This is a genomic window from Nocardioides sp. cx-173, assembly GCF_021117365.1.
Lineage (GTDB): Bacteria > Actinomycetota > Actinomycetes > Propionibacteriales > Nocardioidaceae > Nocardioides.
This window is the reverse complement of sequence record NZ_CP088262.1, coordinates 4,138,872-4,160,035: the sequence shown is the minus strand read 5'-3', so window position 1 is coordinate 4,160,035 and position 21,164 is coordinate 4,138,872. Positions and strand designations below refer to the sequence as shown.

At 72.7% G+C, this 21,164-nt stretch carries 19 protein-coding genes; 17 read left to right on the top strand and 2 right to left on the bottom strand.

Annotation, left to right across the window (positions count from 1 at the left end; genetic code table 11):
- The first annotated feature begins 18 nt into the window (after nucleotides 1–18).
- From LQ940_RS20340 to LQ940_RS20315, 6 genes are all read left to right on the top strand, one after another.
- On the top strand, nucleotides 19–1,215 hold the full coding sequence (locus LQ940_RS20340; RefSeq protein WP_231241823.1) for an allantoate amidohydrolase: 1,197 nt from the start codon (nucleotides 19–21) through the stop codon (nucleotides 1,213–1,215).
- Nucleotides 1,212–2,579, top strand: coding sequence for a formimidoylglutamate deiminase (locus tag LQ940_RS20335; RefSeq protein WP_269217219.1), 1,368 nt, complete (start codon nucleotides 1,212–1,214; stop codon nucleotides 2,577–2,579). The genes LQ940_RS20340 and LQ940_RS20335 overlap by 4 nt, the downstream gene beginning before the upstream one ends.
- Nucleotides 2,576–3,733, top strand: coding sequence for an imidazolonepropionase (gene hutI / locus LQ940_RS20330; protein WP_231241822.1), 1,158 nt, complete (start codon nucleotides 2,576–2,578; stop codon nucleotides 3,731–3,733). The genes LQ940_RS20335 and hutI overlap by 4 nt, the downstream gene beginning before the upstream one ends.
- 12 nt (nucleotides 3,734–3,745) lie before the next feature.
- Nucleotides 3,746–4,498, top strand: a complete 753-nt coding sequence (locus LQ940_RS20325) for a CDP-alcohol phosphatidyltransferase family protein (RefSeq protein ID WP_231241821.1) — start codon at nucleotides 3,746–3,748, stop codon at nucleotides 4,496–4,498.
- A gap of 81 nt (nucleotides 4,499–4,579) precedes the next feature.
- Nucleotides 4,580–4,720: a hypothetical protein gene (locus tag LQ940_RS20320; RefSeq protein WP_231241820.1), complete on the top strand. Its 141-nt coding sequence runs from the start codon at nucleotides 4,580–4,582 to the stop codon at nucleotides 4,718–4,720.
- A 19-nt stretch (nucleotides 4,721–4,739) separates the two neighbouring features.
- On the top strand, nucleotides 4,740–7,655 hold the full coding sequence (locus LQ940_RS20315) for a helix-turn-helix transcriptional regulator (RefSeq protein ID WP_231241819.1): 2,916 nt from the start codon (nucleotides 4,740–4,742) through the stop codon (nucleotides 7,653–7,655).
- On the opposite strand, the gene LQ940_RS20310 is transcribed toward LQ940_RS20315, so the two are convergent.
- Nucleotides 7,652–9,037 carry a M1 family metallopeptidase gene (locus LQ940_RS20310; protein WP_231241818.1) on the bottom strand — a complete coding sequence of 462 codons (1,386 nt, stop codon included), beginning with the start codon at nucleotides 9,035–9,037 and terminating at the stop codon, nucleotides 7,652–7,654. The genes LQ940_RS20315 and LQ940_RS20310 overlap by 4 nt on opposite strands.
- Nucleotides 9,038–9,093: 56 nt before the next feature.
- Here LQ940_RS20310 and LQ940_RS20305 point away from each other — a divergent pair, with 56 nt between their 5' ends.
- From LQ940_RS20305 to LQ940_RS20260, 10 genes are all read left to right on the top strand, one after another.
- The gene (locus LQ940_RS20305) at nucleotides 9,094–9,957 is read left to right on the top strand and encodes a hypothetical protein (RefSeq protein ID WP_231241817.1); all 864 of its coding nucleotides are present in this window, start codon (nucleotides 9,094–9,096) and stop codon (nucleotides 9,955–9,957) included.
- A 21-nt stretch (nucleotides 9,958–9,978) separates the two neighbouring features.
- Nucleotides 9,979–11,385 (top strand): cytochrome P450, encoded by a 1,407-nt coding sequence (locus LQ940_RS20300; protein ID WP_231241816.1) that lies wholly within the window; start codon nucleotides 9,979–9,981, stop codon nucleotides 11,383–11,385.
- Nucleotides 11,386–11,502: 117 nt separating this feature from the next.
- The gene (locus LQ940_RS20295) at nucleotides 11,503–12,978 is read left to right on the top strand and encodes an aldehyde dehydrogenase family protein (RefSeq protein WP_231241815.1); all 1,476 of its coding nucleotides are present in this window, start codon (nucleotides 11,503–11,505) and stop codon (nucleotides 12,976–12,978) included.
- Nucleotides 12,979–12,995: 17 nt separating this feature from the next.
- The gene (locus LQ940_RS20290; RefSeq protein ID WP_231241814.1) at nucleotides 12,996–13,865 is read left to right on the top strand and encodes a mycofactocin-coupled SDR family oxidoreductase; all 870 of its coding nucleotides are present in this window, start codon (nucleotides 12,996–12,998) and stop codon (nucleotides 13,863–13,865) included.
- A 77-nt stretch (nucleotides 13,866–13,942) separates the two neighbouring features.
- On the top strand, nucleotides 13,943–14,413 hold the full coding sequence (locus LQ940_RS20285) for a hypothetical protein (protein WP_231241813.1): 471 nt from the start codon (nucleotides 13,943–13,945) through the stop codon (nucleotides 14,411–14,413).
- A 95-nt stretch (nucleotides 14,414–14,508) separates the two neighbouring features.
- Nucleotides 14,509–15,660, top strand: coding sequence for an acyl-CoA dehydrogenase family protein (locus LQ940_RS20280; protein WP_231241812.1), 1,152 nt, complete (start codon nucleotides 14,509–14,511; stop codon nucleotides 15,658–15,660).
- Entirely contained in the window at nucleotides 15,657–16,418 is a 762-nt protein-coding gene (locus LQ940_RS20275; protein WP_231241811.1) for a crotonase/enoyl-CoA hydratase family protein, read from the top strand. The genes LQ940_RS20280 and LQ940_RS20275 overlap by 4 nt, the downstream gene beginning before the upstream one ends.
- The gene (locus LQ940_RS20270; RefSeq protein ID WP_231241810.1) at nucleotides 16,415–17,581 is read left to right on the top strand and encodes a CaiB/BaiF CoA transferase family protein; all 1,167 of its coding nucleotides are present in this window, start codon (nucleotides 16,415–16,417) and stop codon (nucleotides 17,579–17,581) included. The genes LQ940_RS20275 and LQ940_RS20270 overlap by 4 nt, the downstream gene beginning before the upstream one ends.
- 85 nt (nucleotides 17,582–17,666) lie before the next feature.
- Nucleotides 17,667–18,875: a cytochrome P450 gene (locus LQ940_RS20265; RefSeq protein ID WP_231241809.1), complete on the top strand. Its 1,209-nt coding sequence runs from the start codon at nucleotides 17,667–17,669 to the stop codon at nucleotides 18,873–18,875.
- Entirely contained in the window at nucleotides 18,872–19,102 is a 231-nt protein-coding gene (locus tag LQ940_RS20260; RefSeq protein WP_231241808.1) for a ferredoxin, read from the top strand. The genes LQ940_RS20265 and LQ940_RS20260 overlap by 4 nt, the downstream gene beginning before the upstream one ends.
- On the opposite strand, the gene LQ940_RS20255 is transcribed toward LQ940_RS20260, so the two are convergent.
- Nucleotides 19,096–19,905: a FadR/GntR family transcriptional regulator gene (locus LQ940_RS20255; RefSeq protein ID WP_231241807.1), complete on the bottom strand. Its 810-nt coding sequence runs from the start codon at nucleotides 19,903–19,905 to the stop codon at nucleotides 19,096–19,098. The two genes, LQ940_RS20260 and LQ940_RS20255, sit on opposite strands and share 7 nt — an antisense overlap.
- Nucleotides 19,906–20,009: 104 nt before the next feature.
- Between LQ940_RS20255 and LQ940_RS20250 the strand changes: the two genes are divergently transcribed.
- Entirely contained in the window at nucleotides 20,010–21,158 is a 1,149-nt protein-coding gene (locus tag LQ940_RS20250; RefSeq protein WP_231241806.1) for a thiolase family protein, read from the top strand.
- Nucleotides 21,159–21,164: the final 6 nt, after the last annotated feature.

Genomic DNA, 21,164 nt, shown 5'->3' with positions numbered 1-21,164 from the left:
GCCATGAGAGGGAGCGCGATGACTGACGACTTCGAGCGGATGTGGGCCGACCTGGCGCCGGTGGGCCGGTCGGCCGCGAGTGGGGGGTACTTCCGCCAGCCCTACCTCGCGGCCGAGACCGAGCTCCGGGCGTGGTTCGCCGAGCAGGCGTCCGCGCGCGGGCTGAGGGTCGAGGCCGACGGCGTGGGCAACGTGATCGCGTGGTGGGGCCCGGCCGGGGGGCCGGCGGTGCTCACGGGGTCGCACCTCGACTCCGTCCTCGACGGCGGCGCGTACGACGGCCCGCTCGGCGTCGTCTCGGCGCTGGCCGCGATCGACGTGCTGGGCTCGCGCGGGTTCGTGCCGGGGCGGCGGATCGGGGTGTCGGTGTTCGCCGAGGAGGAGGGCTCGCGCTTCGGGCTGGCCTGCCTCGGCTCGCGGCTGGCCACCGGTGCGCTGTCGTGGGCGGAGGCGCGCGAGCTGCGCGACCGCTCCGGCGTGCCGCTGCCCGACGCGCTGGAGGCCGTGGGGCTGGACGGCTCGGCGCTGTCGTTGGCCGAGGTGGCGACGTTCGTGGAGCTGCACGTGGAGCAGGGCCGGGACCTGGTCAAGCGCGGCGCTGCGGTGGGGGTGGCCAGTGGGATCTGGCCGCACGGGCGCTACCGCTTCGACTTCACCGGCGAGGCCAACCACGCCGGAACGACCGGCATGGAGGACCGCGCCGACCCGATGCTGACCTACGCGATGACCGCGCTGGCGGCGAACAAGCAGGCGCGGCTGGCCGGCGCGCGGGCGACCTTCGGGAGGGTGGAGGTCGCTCCCAACGGCACGAGCGCGGTGCCGTCGCGGGTCACCGCGTGGCTGGACGCGCGCGGGCCGAGCGAGGAGGCGCTCTCGGCGTTGGTGGCGGCGGTGTCCCAGCAGGGGGCGGACCGGGCAGGTCGCGACGGGACGGCGCTGACGGTGACGACGGAGTCGGTGTCCGGGTCCGTGGCGTTCGACGCCGACCTCGCCGGGCGGGTGGCCACCGACCACGAGGGCGGCGACTGGCCGGTGATCCCCACTCAGGCCGGCCACGACGCCGGCATCCTGTCGGCCGCCGGCATCCCCAGCGCGATGCTGTTCGTGCGCAACCCGACCGGCGTCTCGCACTCGCCCGCGGAGTCGGCGCAGATGTCGGACTGCCTGGTCGGCGTCTCCGCGCTGGCCGACACCCTCGAGCGGCTCGCGCGGTGACCGGCCCGGCGTCGTACCTGCTCGAGCGGGCGTGGGTCGACGGCGCCGTGGTCGACGACGTGCTGGTGACGATCGAGGCGGGCCGGTTCACTGGTGTCACGCCGGGGGCAGGAAACTCGCGCTTGCGTCATGCAACTGCAGCCCAGAAGCGTGAGTTTCACCGGGCACCCGGTGAAACTCACCGCCTCCCCGGCCTCACCCTCCCCGGCCTCGCGAACTGCCACAGCCACGCGTTCCACCGCGCGCTGAGGGGCAGGACGCAACGGGGGCGGGGGACGTTCTGGACGTGGCGCGAGGAGATGTACGCGCTGGCGGGGCGGCTGGACCCGGACTCCTGCTTCGCGCTGGCCAGGGCGACGTACGGCGAGATGGCGGCGGCCGGGATCACCAGCGTGGGCGAGTTCCACTACCTGCACCACCAACCCGACGGGACGCCCTACGACGACCCCAACGAGATGGGCCACGCACTGGTGGCGGCGGCGCGCGAGGCGGGGATCCGGATCGCGCTGCTCGACACCTGCTACCTCAGCAGCGGGTTCGGCGCGCCGCCGCGCGGGGCGCAGGTCCGCTACACCGACGGCGACGCCGAGCGCTGGGCCGCCCGGGTCGCGCGGCTGCGGCCCGACGACTCCACCGTCGTCGGCGCCGCCATCCACTCCGTGCGCGCGGTCCCCGACGACCAGCTGCGCACGGTGGTCGAGGCGAGCGCGGGGCGCCCGCTGCACGTCCACGTCTCCGAGCAGACGGCCGAGAACGACGACTGCGTCGCGGCGTACGGCGCCACGCCCACGCAGCTGCTCGCCGACCACGGGGTCCTCGGCCCGCTCACGACCGCGGTGCACGCGACCCACCTGACCGAGGACGACGTGGCGCACCTGGGCGGCACCGGCACCCACGCCTGCCTGTGCCCCACCACCGAGCGCGACCTGGGCGACGGGGTCGGGCCGAGCCGCCACCTGCGCGACGCCGGCAGCCCGCTCACCCTGGGCTCGGACAGCCACGCGGTGGTCGACCTGTTCGAGGAGATGCGCGCCGTCGAGCTGGACGAGCGCCTGGCGACCCGGACCCGCGGCCACTGGGCCGCCGCCGAGCTGCTCGCCGCGGCGACGGTCACCGGGCACGCCAGCCTCGGCTTCGCCGACGCGGGGGCGATCGCGGTCGGGCAGCGCGCCGACCTGGTCACCGTGGACACGGCGAGCCCGCGCACGGCCGGCTCCGGCGCGGACGCCCACACCGCCGTCTTCGCCGCGACGGCCGCCGACGTCACCCACGTCGTGGCGGACGGGCAGGTGATCTACGAGCAGGGCGACGGCACACGGGTCGGCCACGATCTCGTCACCGCCATCGAGAGGATCTGGGCATGAGCAGCACCCTGCTGACCGGCATCGGCGAGCTCACGACGTTCGCCGAGGACGGCCCCGAGGTCCTCGAGCGCGCCGCGCTCGTCATCGACGGGGCGACGCTGGCCTGGGTCGGCCCGGCGGCGGCCGCACCGGACGCCGACGAGCGGGTCGACGTCGGCGGCCGCGCGGTCCTGCCGGGCTTCGTCGACAGCCACAGCCACCTGGTGTTCGCCGGCGACCGGGCCGCGGAGTTCGCAGCCCGCATGGCCGGCGAGCCGTACGCCGCCGGCGGCATCCGCACGACGGTCGCGGCCACCCGCGCCGCCACCGACGAGCAGCTCACCGCCCACGTCGCGCGGCTGGTGCAGGAGATGCGACGCCAGGGCACCACGACCGTCGAGATCAAGTCCGGCTACGGCCTGACCGTCCGCGACGAGGCCCGCAGCCTGGCGGTCGCCAGGCAGTTCACCGAGGAGACCACGTTCCTCGGCGCCCACGTCGTGCCCGAGGGCGACCCCGCGGCGTACGTCGAGCTCGTGACCGGCCCGATGCTGGAGGCGGCGGCGCCGTACGCGCGCTGGGTCGACGTCTTCTGCGAGGCCGGCGCCTTCGACGTCGACCAGGCGCGCACGGTCCTCGAGGCGGGCCTGCGCCACGGGCTGCGCGGCCGGCTGCACGCCAACCAGCTCGGCCACGGGCCGGGCGTCCGGCTGGCTGCGGAGCTCGGGCTCGTCGCGGTCGACCACTGCACCTACCTCGATGACGACGACGTCGCCGCGCTGCGCGACTCGGGCACGATCGCGACGCTGCTGCCCGGCGTGGAGTTCTCCACCCGCCAGCCCTACCCCGACGCCCGTCGGCTGCTGGACGCCGGCGTGCGCGTCGCGCTCGCCTCCGACTGCAACCCCGGCTCGAGCTTCACCAGCTCGCTGCCGCTGTGCGTCGCGCTGGCGGTGCGGGAGATGGGGATGACCCCGCTGGAGGCGGTCCGGGCCGCCACGGCCACCGGCGCCGCGGCCCTCGACCGCGACGACGTCGGCGTCGTGGCGCCCGGCCGGAGGGCGGATCTGGTCGTCCTCGATGCGCCCAGCCACGTGCATCTGGCCTATCGTCCTGGTGTCCCGCTGGTCAGCAGCGTCTGGCTGGGTGGCCGCCTGCTCACCCCTTTCGCCTGAGGAGATCCGCTCATGTCCGGCGCCAAGCTGGCCGCCTACGCAGTCCACGCCTACACGGCGAGCGGCTCGGTGCTGGCGCTGTTGATGGTCCACTACTCCTACCGCGGCGACGTCGAGACCGTGCTGTGGCTGTTCCTCGCCGCGATGGTGGTGGACGGCAGCGACGGGATCCTCGCCAGGCGGTTCCGGGTCAAGGAGCTGGTGCCCGGCTTCGACGGCGCCCTGCTCGACAACATCGTCGACTACATGACCTACGTGCTGGCGCCGATGGCGCTGCTGTGGGCCAACGGCTACCTGCCCGGGGGGCTCTTCGGTGGGATCTGCGCGGTGGTGCCGCTGCTCGCCTCGTGCGTGCAGTTCTGCCGCACCGACGCCAAGCCGGTCGTGGCCGGCGAGCACTTCTTCCTGGGCTTCCCCAGCTACTGGAACATCGTCGCGTTCTACGTCGTCGCCACGGGTCTGGGCACGGAGGCGACCGCGGCGATCCTGCTGATCTGCACGGTGCTGGTGTTCGTCCCGATCCGCTACGTCTACCCCTCCCGCACCGAGGCGCTGTGGCAGCTGACCTTCGTGCTCACCGTGCTGTGGTTCGCGGCGTACGCCGTCATCGTGGCCGAGCTGCCGGACCCGCACTCCCTCGTCGTGGCCGGGTCGGTGGCCTACCTCGTCTACTACCTGGGCCTCAGCCTGTGGCTCACCCTGCGCGCCGACTCCGCCGCCTCGAATGAGGCAGCCGCGACTGAGGTAGCCGCCGAGCCGATCTAAGGCACCTGCCCGATGTGCGGGCCTACCTCAGGGAGCGAGTCTCGTCTCACCGACGAGCCAGAACCCCTGAGGAGAGACACCATGGACTACACCATCTTCGTCCAGGCCGAGACCGACTACCGCGCCGAGCGGATCCGGCGCGGCATGGCGCGGCGCCGTCCGCGCCGGACCCGGCACCCGTTCCTACGCCGCCCCGCGGAGAGGACCCAGCCCGACGCCTGAGGTGGGCCAGAATGAGCCCATGTCGCACCCCAGCACCACCCTGGTCGGCCGCGACGCCGAGCTGACGGAGCTCGCCTCGTCGCTCGGCGTCCGTGCGTCCGACGGCGGGATCGTGCTGCTCTCCGGCGACGCGGGGGTCGGCAAGACCCGGCTGCTGCTCGAGCTGCGCGACCTCGCCCTGGCCGAGGGCTGGCAGGTGGTCGCCGGGCACTGCCTCGACTTCGGCGACAGCGCGCTGCCCTACCTGCCCTTCTCGGAGGTCCTCGGCCGGCTCGCCACGGACCTGGGCGACGTCGTCGGCTCGGTCGCGGCCGCCCATCCGGCCCTGGCGCGACTCCAGCCCGGGCGCCGCGTGCTCTCCGCGGCCGTCGCCGGTGAGGGGCCCTCGCTCGACCGCGCCGACCTGTTCGGCGCCGTCCACGCGCTGCTCGAGGCGGCCGCGGAGCGGTGTCCGCTGCTCCTGGTCATCGAGGACATGCACTGGGCAGACCGCTCCACCCGCGACATGCTCGGCTTCCTGTTCTCCCGGCCCTTCGACGCGCCGGTCGCGATCGTGGCGTCGTACCGCTCCGACGACCTGCACCGCCGCCACCCCCTGCGCCGCCAGGTCGCGGAGTGGTCGCGCCTGCGCGGGGTCGACCGGATGGCGCTCGCCCCGCTGGCCGACGACGCCGTACGTGCCCTGGTGGGACAGCTCGTCCCGGCCGGGCTGAGCGAGCGTGAGCTGGCCGACATCGTGGACCGGGCCGAGGGCAACGCCTTCTTCGTGGAGGAGCTCACCAGTGCCGCGGCCCAGCCCGGCAGCTGGGTGCCGGCCGACCTCGCCGACGTCCTGCTGGTCCGGCTGGACCGGCTCGACGAGTCGGCGCGGCAGGTCGTCCGCGCGGCCAGCGCGAGCGGTCGCAAGGTCGCCCACGACATGCTCGAGGCCGCGTCGGGGCTGGACGCCGAGGCGCTGGAGGAGGGCCTGCGCGGGGCGGTGGAGATGAACGTCCTGGTGGCCGAGCACGGCCGCTACGCGTTTCGCCACGCGCTGCTCGGGGAGGCCGTCTACGACGACCTGCTGCCCGGCGAGCGGGTGCGGCTGCACCGGCAGTACGCCGTGGCGCTCAGCGAGGGACGCGCCCGCGGCACCGCCGCGGAGCTGGCGCGTCACGCCCGCCTCGCCAACGACCTCGACACCGCGCTCAGCGCCAGCATCCGCGCCGGCAACGAGGCCTCGACCGTCGGCGGCCCCGACGAGGCGGCCTACCACTTCCAACAGGCACTCGAGCTGCTCGCCGACCCCGCCCGTCATGCCGACGCTGACCTGGACCTCTCCAAGCTGGTCGTGGCGACCGCCGACGCCCTGACCGCCAGCGGTGACCCGGAGCGGGCGGTGGCCGTCATCCAGGAGCAGCTCGACCGCCTCCCCGCCGACGCCGGCGCCGCCGGTCGCGCCCGGATGCTCAGCGCCCAGGCCAACGCGCTCTACATCACCGAGTCCGAGCAGGACCCGACCGCGCTCTCGGCGCGGGCCGTCGAGCTCGCCCCGGAGGGCGAGAGCCCGCTGCGCGCTCGGGTCCTGGCCACGCACGCGCGGATCCTCGCCGCCTCCGGGCGCTACGCCGAGGCGCAGGCGGTGGGGATGGACGCGCTGGGCCTGGCCGAGAGGCTGGACCTCCACGAGCTCGCCTCCGACGCGATCACCACTCTCGGCGGGCTGAAGAAGGCCGGCCCCAAGGAGGGCCTCCGGGCGGCCCTGGACGAGGCGGTCGTCCGTGCCCAGGAGGCCGGCGCGGTCCACGCCGAGCTGCGCGGACGGTTCTTCCTCGGCCGCTCCTTCCAGGACTGGGCCGAGTTCGACGACTCCGTGGCGTGGTTCGCCTCCGCGATCGAGCGGGCCGCGGAGGCCGGCCTGCCCTGGGCGCCGTACGCCTTCGAGTCGCGCTACCAGCTCGCGATGGTGCACCTCATCCGCGGCGAGTGGGACGAGGTCCTCCGCCTCACCGAGGTGCTGGACCCCCACCCGCCCCCGATCCCGCAGGGGATGCTGCTCACCGAGCGCCTCCACGTGCAGCAGGCGCGCGGCGCCGACGTCGCCGCCGAGGCCGCGAGGCTGCGCCCGCTCTGGTCGCGGGAGGGCTCGGTCGCGATCCACGCCGCGGCGCTCGAGATGGTGGCCGCCGCGCGGCGCGCCGACCCGGCCGCCGTGCTCGCGGTCTACGACGACGTCGTGGAGGTGCTGAGCCGGATCTGGCGCGGCTGGTTCAGCGCCCGGATCCGCCTGGCCGCGGTGGCGGTCGCCGGGGTGGCCGCCGCGCTGCCGCGGCTCAGCGCCGTCGAGCGCGAGCGGTACGCCGCCCGCGTCGACCGCCTCGCCGAGGACGGCCGCACGGTCCTCGACCGCTACACCGACCCCTCGGGCCACTGGGGCCCGGAGGGCCGCGCCTGGGTCAAGCGGCTCGAGGCGGAGGCCCTGCGGGCGCACTGGCTGGCGGGGGTCGACCCGCCGCCGCAGGAGACGCTGGTCGAGACCTGGCGCGAGGCGGTGGCGCTGTTCGACGCCTTCGGCCACGTCCACGAGCGGACCGCCTGCCAGGTCGCCCTCGCCGGCATCCTGCGGGCGGCCGGCGACCCGGCCGGCGCCCGTGAGGTCGGCGACCTGGCGCGACAGACCGCCCACGCGCTCGGCGCCCAGCCGCTGCTCGACGAGCTGCGCGCGCTCGGTGGCGTGCCGCAGCGCACGGAGTCGGTCCCGGACGCCCTGACAGCCCGGGAGCGCGAGATCCTCGCGCTCGTGGCCGACGGCCGGAGCAACGGCGAGATCGCCAAGCTGCTCTTCATCAGCGCCAAGACGGTCTCGGTGCACGTCTCGAACATCCTCGGCAAGCTGGGCGCCGCCGGCCGCACCGAGGCCGCCGCGATCGCCCGTCGCCGCGGCCTCCTCGACTAGTAGCCCGCGGGCCTGCCGTCGAGCTCGAGCCAGTCGGCGAACAGCGCGTCGAGCTGCTCGCCGGAGACCCGCTCGGCGACGGCGACCAGCTGGGCGGTGCTCGCGGTGCCGTGGCGGTGGGTCCGGGCCCAGGTCTTGAGGAAGGCGAAGAAGTCCGCGTCGCCGATCCGCTCGCGCAGCGCCTGCAGCGTCATCGCGCCGCGCAGGTAGACGGGGTCGCCGAACAGGTCCTCGGGGCCGGTGAACTCCGTGGGCGCCGGGCGCCACAGCGGCGCGGAGGCCGGCCTGGCGTACAGCGCGTCGAACCGCTCCGCCGGCCCCTCCCCGCCCTGCGCCTCGGCCCACAGCCACTCGGCGTACGTCGCGAAGCCCTCGGCCAGCCAGATGTCGTGCCAGTCGCGGAAGCCGACCGAGTTGCCGTACCACTGGTGGGCCATCTCGTGCACGAGCGTCCCGGCGTCCACGTCGAAGGGGTAGAAGGGCCGGGTCTGGGTCTCCAGCGCGTAGCCCACGTCGGCGTCGTCGACGACCATGCCGGTGGAGGTGAACGGGTACGGCCCGAACAGCCGCTCCTCGAAGCGCATCACCCGCGGCAGCGCCCGCCTCACCGCGAGCGGCACGTCGTGGCGGGGGTCGGCGAAGGTCCAGACCGGGACCTTGCGGCCGGTGATCGAGCGGGCCGTCGAGCGGTAGACCTTGAAGCGCCCCACCGCGACCATCGCCAGGTACGTCGCCATCGGGTCGCGCGCCTGCCAGGTCCACGTGGTGCGCCCGCCGTGTCGCACCCGGCGGGCGAGGCTGCCGTTGGCGACCGCCTGCACGCCGCGCGGCACGGTGATCCGGAAGGTGTAGCGCGCCTTGTCGCCGGGGGTGTTGTTCGAGGGGATCCAGGTCATCGTGCCGACGGGCTCGCCCAGGGCGATGGCGCCGTCCTTCGTGGGCACCCACCCCTCTTTCGAGCCGTCGGCGTCGACGTAGGTCCGCGGCACGCCGGCGTACTCGACGACGACGGTGAAGCGGCCCCGCACCGGCGCGCGCGGGACGACGACCAGCTGCTGGCCGCGTCGATGCCAGCGGGCGGCATCGCCGCCGACGCGCACCGCGCGGACCCGCATCCCGACGAAGTCGAGCGCAAAGGACCGGATCCGGGTGGCGGCGACGGCCCGGATCCGGGTGCGCGCCTCCAGGCGGTTCGTCGCCGGGGAGTAGTCGAGGCTGACGTCATAGTGACGGACGTCGTACCCGGAGTGACCCAGCGACGGGAAGAGGGTGTCGCTCCGGGGGGCCGCGGGGGCCGCGGGGGCCGGGACGGTGGCGAGGCTGAGCACGAGCGGGACGACGGCGAGCACCGACAGCAGCCGGGCTCGCAGAGAGGGGCGCATCTCACGAGCGTAGGTCGCTCGTGTGACCAGTCGGCGGGACGGGTAGGAAGGGGTCCGTGACCCAGGCACCCACCCCGTTGACCTTCAACGACTCCGGCGCGGGCTGGCACCTGCACCCGCGGCGGCGCTACCTGCTCCTGGTCGGCGCGCTCCTGGTGGCGGCAATGCTGGCCACCGCCGCCGTCAAGGCGCTGGTCGACGGCAAGGTCTGGGCGGCGGTGCCGCTGCTCGTGCTCGCCGGAGCCGTCGCGGTGCTCCCGTTCGACAACTCCCGGCGTCGCCTCGCTCCCACGACGTACGACGGGCCCGAGGGCCGGGGCACGCTGCTGCCCGTGCACGGGGTGCGCGTCGTCAGCATCCTCGCGATGCTGGTCTTCGGGCTGCTGCTGTTGCTGGTCCCGGTGTTCGCGGTCACCGAGGGCCTCGACGGCAGCACCGGCGACAACGTGCTCATGGTCGTGATCTCGCTGTTCCTGCTGCTGTTCGGCCTGCTCATGCTCGTCGGCGCCTACGGCGGCGTCCGCAGCCGGCTCACGCCGTCCAAGGGCATCCTGCTGACGCCCACGCGCATCGTGCTGCGCACCCAGGCGCAGCCGATGTCGTTCGGATGGGAGGTGGTGCGCGGCGTGTGGCCGCACTGGACCCGGCACCGCGGCTGGACCGACCTGGTCCCCACGCCCGAGGACCCCATTCACAACTGGCTGTCCTTCGACGTGGAGCCCGGCCGCTTCGACGGCGAGAACCCGCTCGGGCCCGGGGCGCGCACCTCCTCGCCGACGCTGGACGCGGAGAAGCTCGCGAGCGACCCGGACGCCGTCCTGGGGCTGTGCCGTCTCTACCTGGAGCACCCCGAGCTCCGCGAGGAGCTGGGGATGCCGGCGGCGCTCGAGCGCTTCCGCGCCCTGGCCTCCGGGGGTTGACGCGCTCGTAGCATGGCGAGGGTGGTCCTCCTCGACGACGTCTCCGAGCTGACCGCCCGGCGCTTCCGCAAGATGAGCTCCGGCGGCCGCGGCGCGCTGCCGCGGGTCGACCCCTCCCTGCTGCCGCCGGGCCCCCGCTGGCCGGCGCTGGTGCAGAGCGTCGCGCTGATGCGGCTGCGGCACTGGTTCCACCCCTACCTCGCGCGCCGGTTCGGGGGCGTCTACACGGTCCGGCTCGTGCCCGCCGGCAGGCCGCTGGTGCTCTTCACCAGGCCGGAGCACATCCGGGAGATCTTCGCCGCCGACCCGGAGGTCTTCCACGCCGGCAAGGGCAACGCGATCCTCGGTCCCGTCATGGGCAGGCACTCGCTGCTGCTGCAGGACTCCGTGGAGCACCAGCGGGCGCGCCGACTGCTGATGCCGGCGTTCCACGGGCAGGCCCTGCGCGAGTACCGCACGCTGGTCGGCGAGCTGGCGCGCGCGGAGGTGGCCGGCTGGCGCGACCGCGCGGACTTCCGCTCGCTCGACCGGATGAACGCGCTCACGCTGGAGGTCATCTTGCGGGTGGTCTTCGGCGTCACCGACGAGGAGCGGCTGGCGCGGCTGCGCCCGTGCGTCAACGCCACGGTCGACATCAGCCCCGCGATCCTGCTCGGCTGGGGCTACCCACGGCTGCAGCGCTACGGCCCGTGGAAGCGCACGGTCGACAACCAGTACGCGCTGGACCGGCTCATGTACGCCGAGATCCGCGAGCGCCGCCTCGCTCCCGACCTCGCCGAGCGGACCGACGTACTCTCGCGGCTGATCCTGGCCGGCGCCGACGAGGGCGGCGCGCCGGGCGATCAGCTGAGCGACACCGAGCTGCGCGACCAGCTCGTCACGCTGCTGCTGGCCGGCCACGAGACGACCGCCACGGCCCTGTCGTGGGCCCTCTACGAGGTGGGCCGGGACCCGGCCCTGCTCGCGCGCACGCAGGCGGCCGCCGACGCGGGGGACGCCGACGGCGACGCGTGGCTGGAGGCCGTGCTCAAGGAGTCGATGCGCCTGCACCCGGTCATCCCCATGGTCGCGCGCACCCTGATGCGGCCCGCCACCATCGGCGGGCTCGACCTCCCGGCCGGCACGACCGTCGGCCCGTCGATCATCGTCAGCCACCAGCGCTCCGAGGCGTTCGGTGACCCGGAGGCCTTCCGGCCCGACCGCTTCGTCGGCGCCAACCCGCCACCCCACACCTGGATCCCCTTCGGCGGTGGCGCCCGGCGCTGCATCGGCGCCGGCTTCTCGCTCATGGAGGGCGTCGCCGTGCTGCGCGAGGTGTTCTCGGCGTACGCCGTCGAGGCCCTCGGCTCCGACCGGCCGCGCGTCCGCAACATCACCAGCGTCCCGCGCCGGGGCGCGCCGATCCGGGTCACGCGGCGCGCGGGCTGACGCTCTCGGGGCGGACTGGGCGTGGTTCCGCCTGCCGGGACGAGGTCGGCCGATGTGCTCCGCGACACACCTACCGTGAGCGCGCGGTAAGGCACCGCGGGAACTAGGAGGGTGATCGTGGCCGGCTGGCACGAGGACCGACTGCTCATCGACGGTGAGCTGGTGACCGCCGAGGGCGGTCGGACGTACGAGAACATCTCGCCCTCCACCGAGGAGGTCCTCGGCGTCGCCGCCGACGCCACGGTGGGTGACACGCGCCGGGCGATCGCCGCCGCGCGACGGGCGTTCGACGAGACCGACTGGTCCACGGACCGGGACCTGCGCGTCCGCTGCCTGCGCCAGCTGCATGACGGCCTGACCGAGAAGAAGGAAGAGATCCGCCAGATCATGATCGACGAGGTCGGCATGCCGCTCGCGATGACCTACGTCGCCGGTGTCGACGAGCCGATCAAGTTCCTCGGCTGGTACGCCGACCAGCTCGAGACCTTCGAGTTCAGCGAGGACCTCGGTGTGCGCACGATGTGGGGCCGCGACAACCACCGGTGGATCGAGAAGGAGGCGGCGGGCGTGGTCGCCGCCATCACCGGCTACAACGTGCCGATCCACCTCGCGATAGCCAAGCTCGGGCCGGCGTTGGCCGCCGGCTGCACCGTGGTGCTGAAGGCCGCGCCGCAGACTCCCTGGTCGCTCCTCGCGATCGGTCACGTGATCGCCGAGATGACCGACATCCCCGCCGGCGTGGTCAACGTGATCACCTCCTCGGAGCTGGAGACCGGGGTGGAGCTGACGGTCCATCCCGACGTCGACGTCGTCACCTTCACCGGATCCACGGGCGTGGGCAAGCAGATCATGTCCGCCGCGAGCGGCACGTTGAAGCGGGTCCTCCTCGAGCTCGGCGGCAAGTCGGCCTCGATCGTCCTCGACGACGGTGACCTGGCCGCCGGGGCGCAGGCCGCCGCGACCAATGTCCTCTCGCACGCGGGCCAGGGCTGCTCGTCGACGACCCGTCTGGTCGTTCCCCGTGCTCGCCTCAGCGAGGCGGAGGGGATCCTCGCGGGCATCCTCGGCAATGCGCCGTACGGCGACGTGCGTGACCCGGCGCACTGGACCGGCCCCCTCATCACCGCCGACCAGCAGGCGAAGGTCGCCGGCTACGTCGAGCGCGCGATCGCCGACGGCGCGAAGGTGGTCGTGGGCGGCGAGATCCCCCAGGACAAGGGGGCTGGCTACTGGTACGCGCCGACCCTGATCGTCAACGCGGACGAGAACTCCGAGATCGCCCAGGACGAGCTGTTCGGGCCGGTGCTCGTGCTGCTCGCGCATGACGGCGAGGAGGATGCGATCCGGATCGCGAACAACTCGATCTTCGGCCTGTCCGGCGCGGTGTGGGGGGCCGACCGGGAGCGGGCGCTGAAGGTCGCCCGCGCGATCCGCACGGGCACCTTCGCCGTGAACGGTGGCAGCTACTACGCGCCGGACGCCCCGTTCGGGGGCTACAAGCAGTCCGGCCTCGGCCGCGAGATGGGGCTCGCCTCGTTCGGCGAGTTCCTCCAGCACAAGACCATCGCCGAGTCCGTCGCGGCGCCGGCATGACCGAAAGGAAGTCACCCATGACTGGACGTGTGAAGGGCAAGGTCGCCTTCGTCACCGGCGCCGCCCGTGGACAGGGCCGCAGCCACGCTGTGCGCCTGGCCGAGGAGGGCGCCGACGTCATCGCCGTCGACCTCTGCAAGGACATCGAGTCCAACCAGTACCCGTTGTCTCGGGCCGAGGACCTCGACGAGACCGTGCGCCTGGTCGAGGCCGCCGGTGGCCGCATCGTGGCGGTGCAGGCCGACGTCCGCGAGCGCTCGGAGCTGCGCGCCGCGGTGGAGCAGGGCGTGCGTGAGCTCGGCGGCCTCGACATCGTCGTCGCCAACGCCGGCATCTCCCCGATGCGCTCGTACGCCGAGGGCGGGGAGGCGGGCGACTTCGTCGACGCCACCGACGTCGACCTCATCGGCGCGATGAACGCGGTCGCGGTCTCGATCCCGCACCTGCGCGACCACGGCTCGGTCGTGATCACCGGGTCGACCGCCGGCATGATGAAGGGCGCCGTCGACAACCCCCTGTTCGGCCCCGGCGGCGCGGGCTACATGTGGTCCAAGCGCACGCTGATCGGCTACACCGAGCAGATGGCGCTGCACCTGGCGTCGAAGTTCATCCGCGTGAACTGCATCCACCCGACGAACGTCAACACGCACCTGGTGCACAACAAGGAGGTCTACTCGGTCTTCCGTCCCGACCTGGAGAACCCGACTCGCGAGGACGTGATGCCCTCCTTCATGCGGTTCCACGCGATGCCGATCCCCTATGTCGAGCCGATCGACATCTCCAACATGGTGCTGTTCCTGTCCAGCGACGAGGCCCGCTACGTCACGGGCCAGCAGATCCGGGTGGACGCCGGCTCGCTGCTCAAGAGCCCGGCGCGCATCGACTGATCGTCTGCGTCCGGCTCCGGTTTCGGCTGGCGGGACGAAGCCGTGATCCGGGCCGCGCGCGTCGGGAGGATGCACGCATGCCCATCGACTTCTTCGACTTCCGCGACCACGACGGCTGGGAATCGATCCACTTCACCGCCGGCGACATCAACCACTACTGGCACGACCGCGGGGTCGCCAAGCCGCTCAGCGCCGCGCCGTTCGACTTCGAGGGCACCCTGGGCGGCGCGCTCTCGCACTCGACCAAGGTCGAGGCGGCGTTTCAGTGGCGTGGCCGCAAGCTCGAGCCCGGCCGCACGCTGCCGACCCGCCACCACAACCTCAAGCAGCTGATGCTGGTCCTGGACGGTGATCTCGCCGTCGAGTACGGCGAGAGCGGCGAGGAGTCCGTGAAGCTCGAGCGGGCGGGGTTCTGGGTCGCCGAGGCGGGCGTCCCCTACACGATGACGGCGGGGCCGGCCGGTGCGGCGTACCTCGAGTGCTGGGACGCGCCGCTCTCGGTCGTCGAGGACCACTGGCACGACGACGGCAGCTGGAAGCGGCGCTGACCGACCGGCGTACTCGGGCCCGGACTCGGTCATCGAGGTCCCGGCCAATCAGTATGATGAAACAACTATTGCTTCGACGCTGATGGGATGTGGCCATGTCCACCCTGCTCGACGAGGACGAGCGCGCGCTGCGCGACTCCGTCCGCTCCTTCCTGGACAAGAAGATCGCGCCCCTGGTCGCGGACCACGAGCGGGCCAAGACCTTCCCCTGGGATCTGCTGCCGGAGCTCTACGAGTTCGGCTACGTGCGCGGCGGAGTCCCCGAGTCGGCCGGCGGGGACCAGATGTCGATGATGATGCAGGCCATCTTGATGGAGGAGGCCGGACGCTGCTGGGGCTCGCTGCGCACCACGGTCAACGTCCAGGGCATGGTCGCCCGGGTGCTCGCGGCTACGGCCGACGAGGGACAGCGCGAGCGGTTCCTGGCTCCGTTGCTCGCCGGCAAGCGGTTCGGGTGGTTCGGCCTGACCGAGCCCGGGGCGGGCTCCGACGCGGGCTCGCTGCGGACCACCGCGCGCCGCCGCGGCGACGGCTACGTCGTCAACGGCAGCAAGCTCTACATCACCAACGCGCTGGGTTGCGACTTCGGCATCCTCTTCGTGCGCGTCCTCGGTGACGACGGCGAGGACCTGGGCGTGACCGGCCTGCTGGTCGACTCCGCGGAGTCCACCTTCGGGGTGCACGACATCCCGCACATGCCGCTGCGGTCGACGACGAGCTGTGAGCTGACCTTCGACGACACGTTCGTCCCGGCCGCCAACGTCCTCGGCGAGGTGGGCGGTGGCCTGCGGCTGGGCATGTCGGCGATCAACTCGGGCCGGCTGAACATGGCGATGGGTGCGGTGGGTCTCTCGCAGGCGTGCCTGGAGGCGTCGATCACCTTCTGCCAACAACGTCAGCAGTTCGACAGGCCGATCGCCGCCTTCCAGCTCGTGCAGCAGATGGTGGTCGAGATCGCCACCCTCACCGAGACGTCCCGGCTGCTCGGCTACCAGGCGGCCCGAGCCCTCGACGCGGGCGAGCCCGGCCGTTACGAGTGCTCGATGGCGAAGTACTACTGCGGCGAGTCGGTGCAGAAGGCGGCGACCCTGGCCCTGCAGCTGCACGGTGGGGCGGGCCTGATGGAGGAGTCCCCGGTCGAGCGCTACTTCCGGGACGCCCGCGAGGCGACCATCCCCGAGGGAACCAGCCAGATCCAGATCCTGCACATGGGCAAGCACCTGCTCGGCCACTCGGCGATGCGATGAGCGAGGTCCTGCTCAGCGAGTCCGATGGCGTGCTGCAGATCAGCATCAACCGCGCGGAGCAACGCAACGCCGTCAACGGCGCGGTCTCGCGGGGGATCGCCGAGGCCCTCGACCTGCTGGACGCCACGTCGCACCTCCGGGTCGGCGTGCTGCACGGCATCGGGTCGACGTTCTGTGCCGGCATGGACCTCAAGGCGTTCGCGGCCGGTGAGCAGGTGCGCGACGACGTGCGCGGCTTCGCCGGGCTGGTCGAGAAGCCCCCGGCCAAGCCGCTGATCGCCGCGGTCGAGGGGTGGGCGCTGGGCGGTGGCTTCGAGATCGCTCTCTCCTGCGACCTGGTGACCGCAGGCACGGGCGCCAAGTTCGGCCTGCCCGAGGTCAAGCGGGGTCTCGCCGCGCGGGGCGGGGGCGTCTTCCGCCTGCCCCGCCGCCTGCCACACATGCTGGCGATGGAGCTCATCTTGACGGGCGCTGCGCTGACGGCCGAGAAGGCCGCCCAGTTCGGGCTGGTGAACCGGTTGGTCGAGGACGGTCAGGCGCTCGACGCCGCGATGGAGCTCGCACGCGAGATCGCGGCCAATGCGCCGATGTCGGTCCGCGCGTCGAAGCGGGTGGCGATCGAGTCCGCCGACTGGCCGATCGCCGAGGGGTTCGTGCGGCAGCGCCAGCACCTCGAGGCGGTGTTCGGCTCCGAGGACGCGGCCGAGGGCGTCGCCGCGTTCCGCGAGCGCCGCGACCCGGTCTGGCAGGACCGGTGAGCCTTCCGGGTGCGGAGGACCGGGAGTCCCAGGCGCTCGGCGACCTGCACGTCGTCTGCCTGAGCGCCATGGGTCCGGTCCCGTTCGCCGCGATGCTCCTGAGCGACCTCGGGGCGCGGGTCACCCGGGTGGACCGGCCGGGTCGCTCCGAGCGGGTGACCGGCCTGTCGCTGCACGACGACCCGCGCACCCGCGGCCACCGCGGTGTCGGGATCGACCTGCGCAGCGAGGGAGGCCGGTCGGTGCTCCTGCGCCTGCTCGGCGACGCCGACGTGTTCCTCGAGGGGATGCGTCCCGGCGCCACGGAGCGGCTGGGCATCGGGCCCGACGACCTGCTCGCGGTCAACCCCCGGCTGGTCTACGGTCGCGCGACCGGCTGGGGACAGTCCGGACCCCGGGCGCAGCAGGCGGGGCACGACATCAACTACGCGGGCCTGGCGGGTGCGGTCTTCCCCCTGGGGCCCGCCGACGCGCCGCCACTGCCACCGCTGAACATGCTGGCGGACTTCGGCGGCGGTGGGACCTACCTCGCTCTCGGTGTCCTCGCTGCCCTGCACCAGCGGCGCCGCACCGGTCGGGGCCAGGTGGTGGACGCGGCAATGGTGGACGGGGTCGCCTCGCTGACCTCGATGATGCACGGGATGTTGGCAGCCGGCTCCTGGAGCGATGAGCGCGGCGACAACCTCCTCGACGGCGCGGCCCCCTTCTACCGCACCTATCGGACCTCGGACGGCGGGTTCATGGCGGTCGGGTCGCTGGAGCCGCAGTTCTACCGCGACCTCCTCGACGCCCTCGCGCTCGACCCCGACGAGTGGCCCCAGCACGATCGCTCCCGATGGCCGGCGCAGGCCGCCGCGCTGGGCGAGATCTTCGCGTCGCGCACCCGGGCCGCGTGGGAGGAGGTCTTCGCGGGCCGCGACGCCTGCGTGACGCCGGTCCTGTCGCTCGCCGAGGCGGGGGCGTCGCGCGAGCTGCGTGAGCGCGGCACCTACGTGGAGTGGGACGGCGTCTCGCAGCCGGCGCCGGCGCCGCGACTGTCGGACTCCCCAGTGGTGCGGCGGCCGCGCTCGCGGTGGTGCGGGGACACCGACGGGGTGCTGGCCACGCTCGGCTACCCCACGGACGAGATTGCCGCTCTGCGCGCCGATGGTGTCGTCGCGTGAGACGCGTGCCGCTCGGTGGGACCGTCGGCCGTATCGGCGTGGAATCTCCCTACATTGACACGTGTCCGTCCCTGAAGGAGCTCCTATGACCGACGCACCGACCGTCCGCGATGAACGCTTCCGTGAGATCGCCTATCGGCGATCGGCGGAGCCACGCGCCTTCTTCCACGAGCGTCAGGCTCGCGGGCCGTTCGTGCACGGCGAGACCGAGCGCGGCAACCCGGAGCTGCTCAGCCGGGAGGGCGTGGAGTTCGTCCTGCGCAACCCGGACCTGTTCTCGAGCGCCATGGGGATCATGGGCAGTGCGGAGCCGCCCATCCCGATCGGCATCGACCCGCCGCAGCACGCGGAGTACCGCAAGCTGCTCGACCCGGCGTTCTCGCCTCGCCGGATGGCGGCGTTGCAGCCGACGGTCGCGGCGCACACCCATGGCTTCATCGACGCGTTCATCGACCGGGGCGAGTGCGACTTCTCCCAGGAGCTGTCGGTCCCGTTGCCCGGCTCGACCTTCCTCGACCTGCTGGGCGTGCCGCAGACGGAGCTGCCGAAGCTGCTGCACTGGAAGGACGTGATGATCCACAACGTCCGGCTCGGTGGCGGTGTCGAGGGCGGGCTCAAGCTCCTGGCGGAGACCGTGCCGCAGATCTACGCCTACCTCTACCAGGTGATCGCCGAGCGGCGCGACCAGCCGGCCGACGACGTGATCTCCCGGCTGCTCGACGCGCGCCTGAGCGACGGCCGCCTGCTGAGCGACAACGAGATCGCGCGGACCCTGTTCCTGTTCATCTCCGCCGGTCTGGACACGGTGTCGGTCTCGCTGCAGTGCATCTTCAACTTCCTCGCGACCAACCCCGAGGCGCGGCAGATGCTGGTCGACGAGCCGGACACCACGGACAACCTCATCGAGGAGCTGCTGCGCTGGGAGTCACCGGTCCAGTCGGTCCTCCCGCGCACCGCGACCCAGGACGTCGAGGTTCTCGGGTGCCCCTTCAAGAAGGGGGAGGTCGTCGACGTGCTGCTCGGCGCCGCCAACATCGACCCGGCCGTTCCCGGTGCCGACACCGTCGACGTGCGGTCGGGGAACAAGCGTCACCTGGCCTTCGGTGCGGGGCCCCACCGCTGCCTGGGATCACACCTGGCACGGATGGAGCTGCGCACGGTCGTGCGCGAGTGGCACAAGCGCATCCCGAACTACCGCCTCAAGGAGGGCTACGTGCCCGAGTGGAACGCCCACTTCGTGCGGGGCGTGGACCATCTGATGCTTGAGTGGGACAAGGACGAGGTGAACCGATGAAGGTCCTGCTGAACCAGTCGGCCTGCCAGGGACACGGTCGCTGCTACGAGATCGCCCCGGACATCTTCACCGACGACGAGCGCGGCTACGGCGAGGTCACGCGCGACGAGGTGCCCTCGGACCCGGCACAGGCGCGAGCGCTCGCCGAGGCCATCTCCTCCTGCCCGGAGATGGCCATCAGCGTCGCGGACCAGGGTGTGGCGCCGGTCGCTCGCGAGGGTCAGTAGAAGAGGTCGACGACGGGCTTCGCCTCGAGGTCGTCCTTGAGCAGGTACTTGGCCGCACCATCCATGTGCGTGGCCCAGTGCTGCTGTGCGGCGTCGGCGTCGCCGGCCTCCGCGAGCTCGATCAGCTTCGTGAACGACTTGATGGTCTGCTGGAAGCGCGAGAGCGGGTCGGACTCGTTGCCCTTGGCGATCTTCGAGCGCAGGTGCGTCGCGGCGATGTTGGCGAGGACGGCCCCCTGCAGTGCGAGGGTCTTGTTGCCACTGCCCTCCAGGACCAGCTCGTGGAATCGATAGGTCAGTCGTGACCAGGACTCCGCGTCAGGGACGAAGGGCTTCGTGCTGTTGACCTGCGCCTTCACCTGCTCCACCACGTCGCGGAGCTTGGCGATGTCGTCATCGGTGCGGCGCTGCGCGAGCAGGCGAGCGCACGGCGGCTCGAGGAGCGTCCGGGCGTCGTAGACGTCGTTGATCGTGGTGCCCTGGATCTGGAGCAGCAGCCCGATGTAGCGGGCGGGGACCGAGACCTCGGGAGTGGTGACCTGTGCGCCGCCCCGGCTGCCTCGCCGCACGTTGATCAGCGCCTCGGCCTCCAGGATGCGGAAGGCCTCGCGCAGGGTGGGGCGGGAGACGCCGTACTGCTCCATGAGCTGCATCTCGGGCGGCAGCGTCATTCCGGGCCGCAGCTCGCCGTGCACGATCTGGCGCCGGAGCTGGGTGGCGATCAGCTCGGCGGTCTTGGGCGCCCGGACCGTGGTGCCGATCTGTTGGCCAGCGATGGGGGGTCGGCTGCTCGGGGACACCATGCCGCGGATCATAGCGCCGGTCGCAGGGTGGTGGCCGGGCGGCGCCCGCCGGTACGATAGAGTCCATAAAGATAACTCATTGTTCTAATCCACCAGGAGGGTCCATGCTGGATGCCGTCATCATCGACGCGGCGCGCGCGCCCATCGGCCGGCGCAACGGCTCGCTGCAGGGCGAGCACCCGGTGGACCTGGCCGCCGATGTGCTGAACGGCCTGGTGGCGCGCAACGGGCTCGACCCCGAGCTGGTCGAGGACGTGATCTGGGGCTGCGTCACCCAGGTGGGCGACCAGTCCACGAACGTCGGTCGGCTCGCGGTGCTCGCGGCCGGCTGGCCCGAGCGGATCCCCGGGGTCACGCTCGACCGCGCATGCGGGTCGAGTCAGCAGGCGGTGAGCTTCGCCGTCGCCAGCGTGATGGCCGGCCACAACGAGATCGTCATCGCCGGCGGGGTCGAGTCGATGAGCCGGATCCCGTTGGGCGCGGCGCGGGCGACGGGCCAGCCGTTCGGACCGCGGGTCCGGGCACGCTACGACCGGGACAGCTTCAGCCAGGGCCTCGGGGCGGAGGAGATCGCGAAGCGGTGGGGCCTCTCCCGCACGCAGCTCGACGAGTTCGCCCTCGAGTCGCACCAGAAGGCCGCGGCGGCGATCGACGCCGGCGCCTTCGACGGCCAGCTGATCCCGATCACGGGGGCCGACGGACAGCTGAGCATGGACGAGGGGGTGCGGCGAGAGTCGTCGATGGAGAAGCTCGCCGGCCTGAAGCCCGCCTTCCTCGACGACGGCGTGATCCACGCGGGCAACAGCTCCCAGATCTCCGACGGGTGCGCGGCGCTGCTGATCACCACCAGCGAGCGCGCCGCCCAGCTCGGGCTCCGACCGATCGCGCGGTTCGTCGCGGGCGTGGCCGTGGGAGACGACCCCGTGATCATGCTGACCGCGCCGATCCCGGCGACCGAGAAGGTGCTCAAGCGGGCGGGCCTGACCATCGACGACATCGGCGCCTTCGAGGTCAACGAGGCGTTCGCCAGCGTGCCGATGGCCTGGGAGGTCGAGACCGGCGCCCGTCACGACCGGCTCAACCCGCTCGGCGGCGCGATCGCGGTGGGCCACCCGCTCGGCGCCTCCGGAGCGATCCTGATGACCCGGCTGATCCACCACATGCGGGACAACGACATCCGCTACGGCCTGCAGACCATGTGCGAGGCGGGCGGGATGGCCAACGCCACGATCATCGAACTCATCGCCGACTAGAGGGAG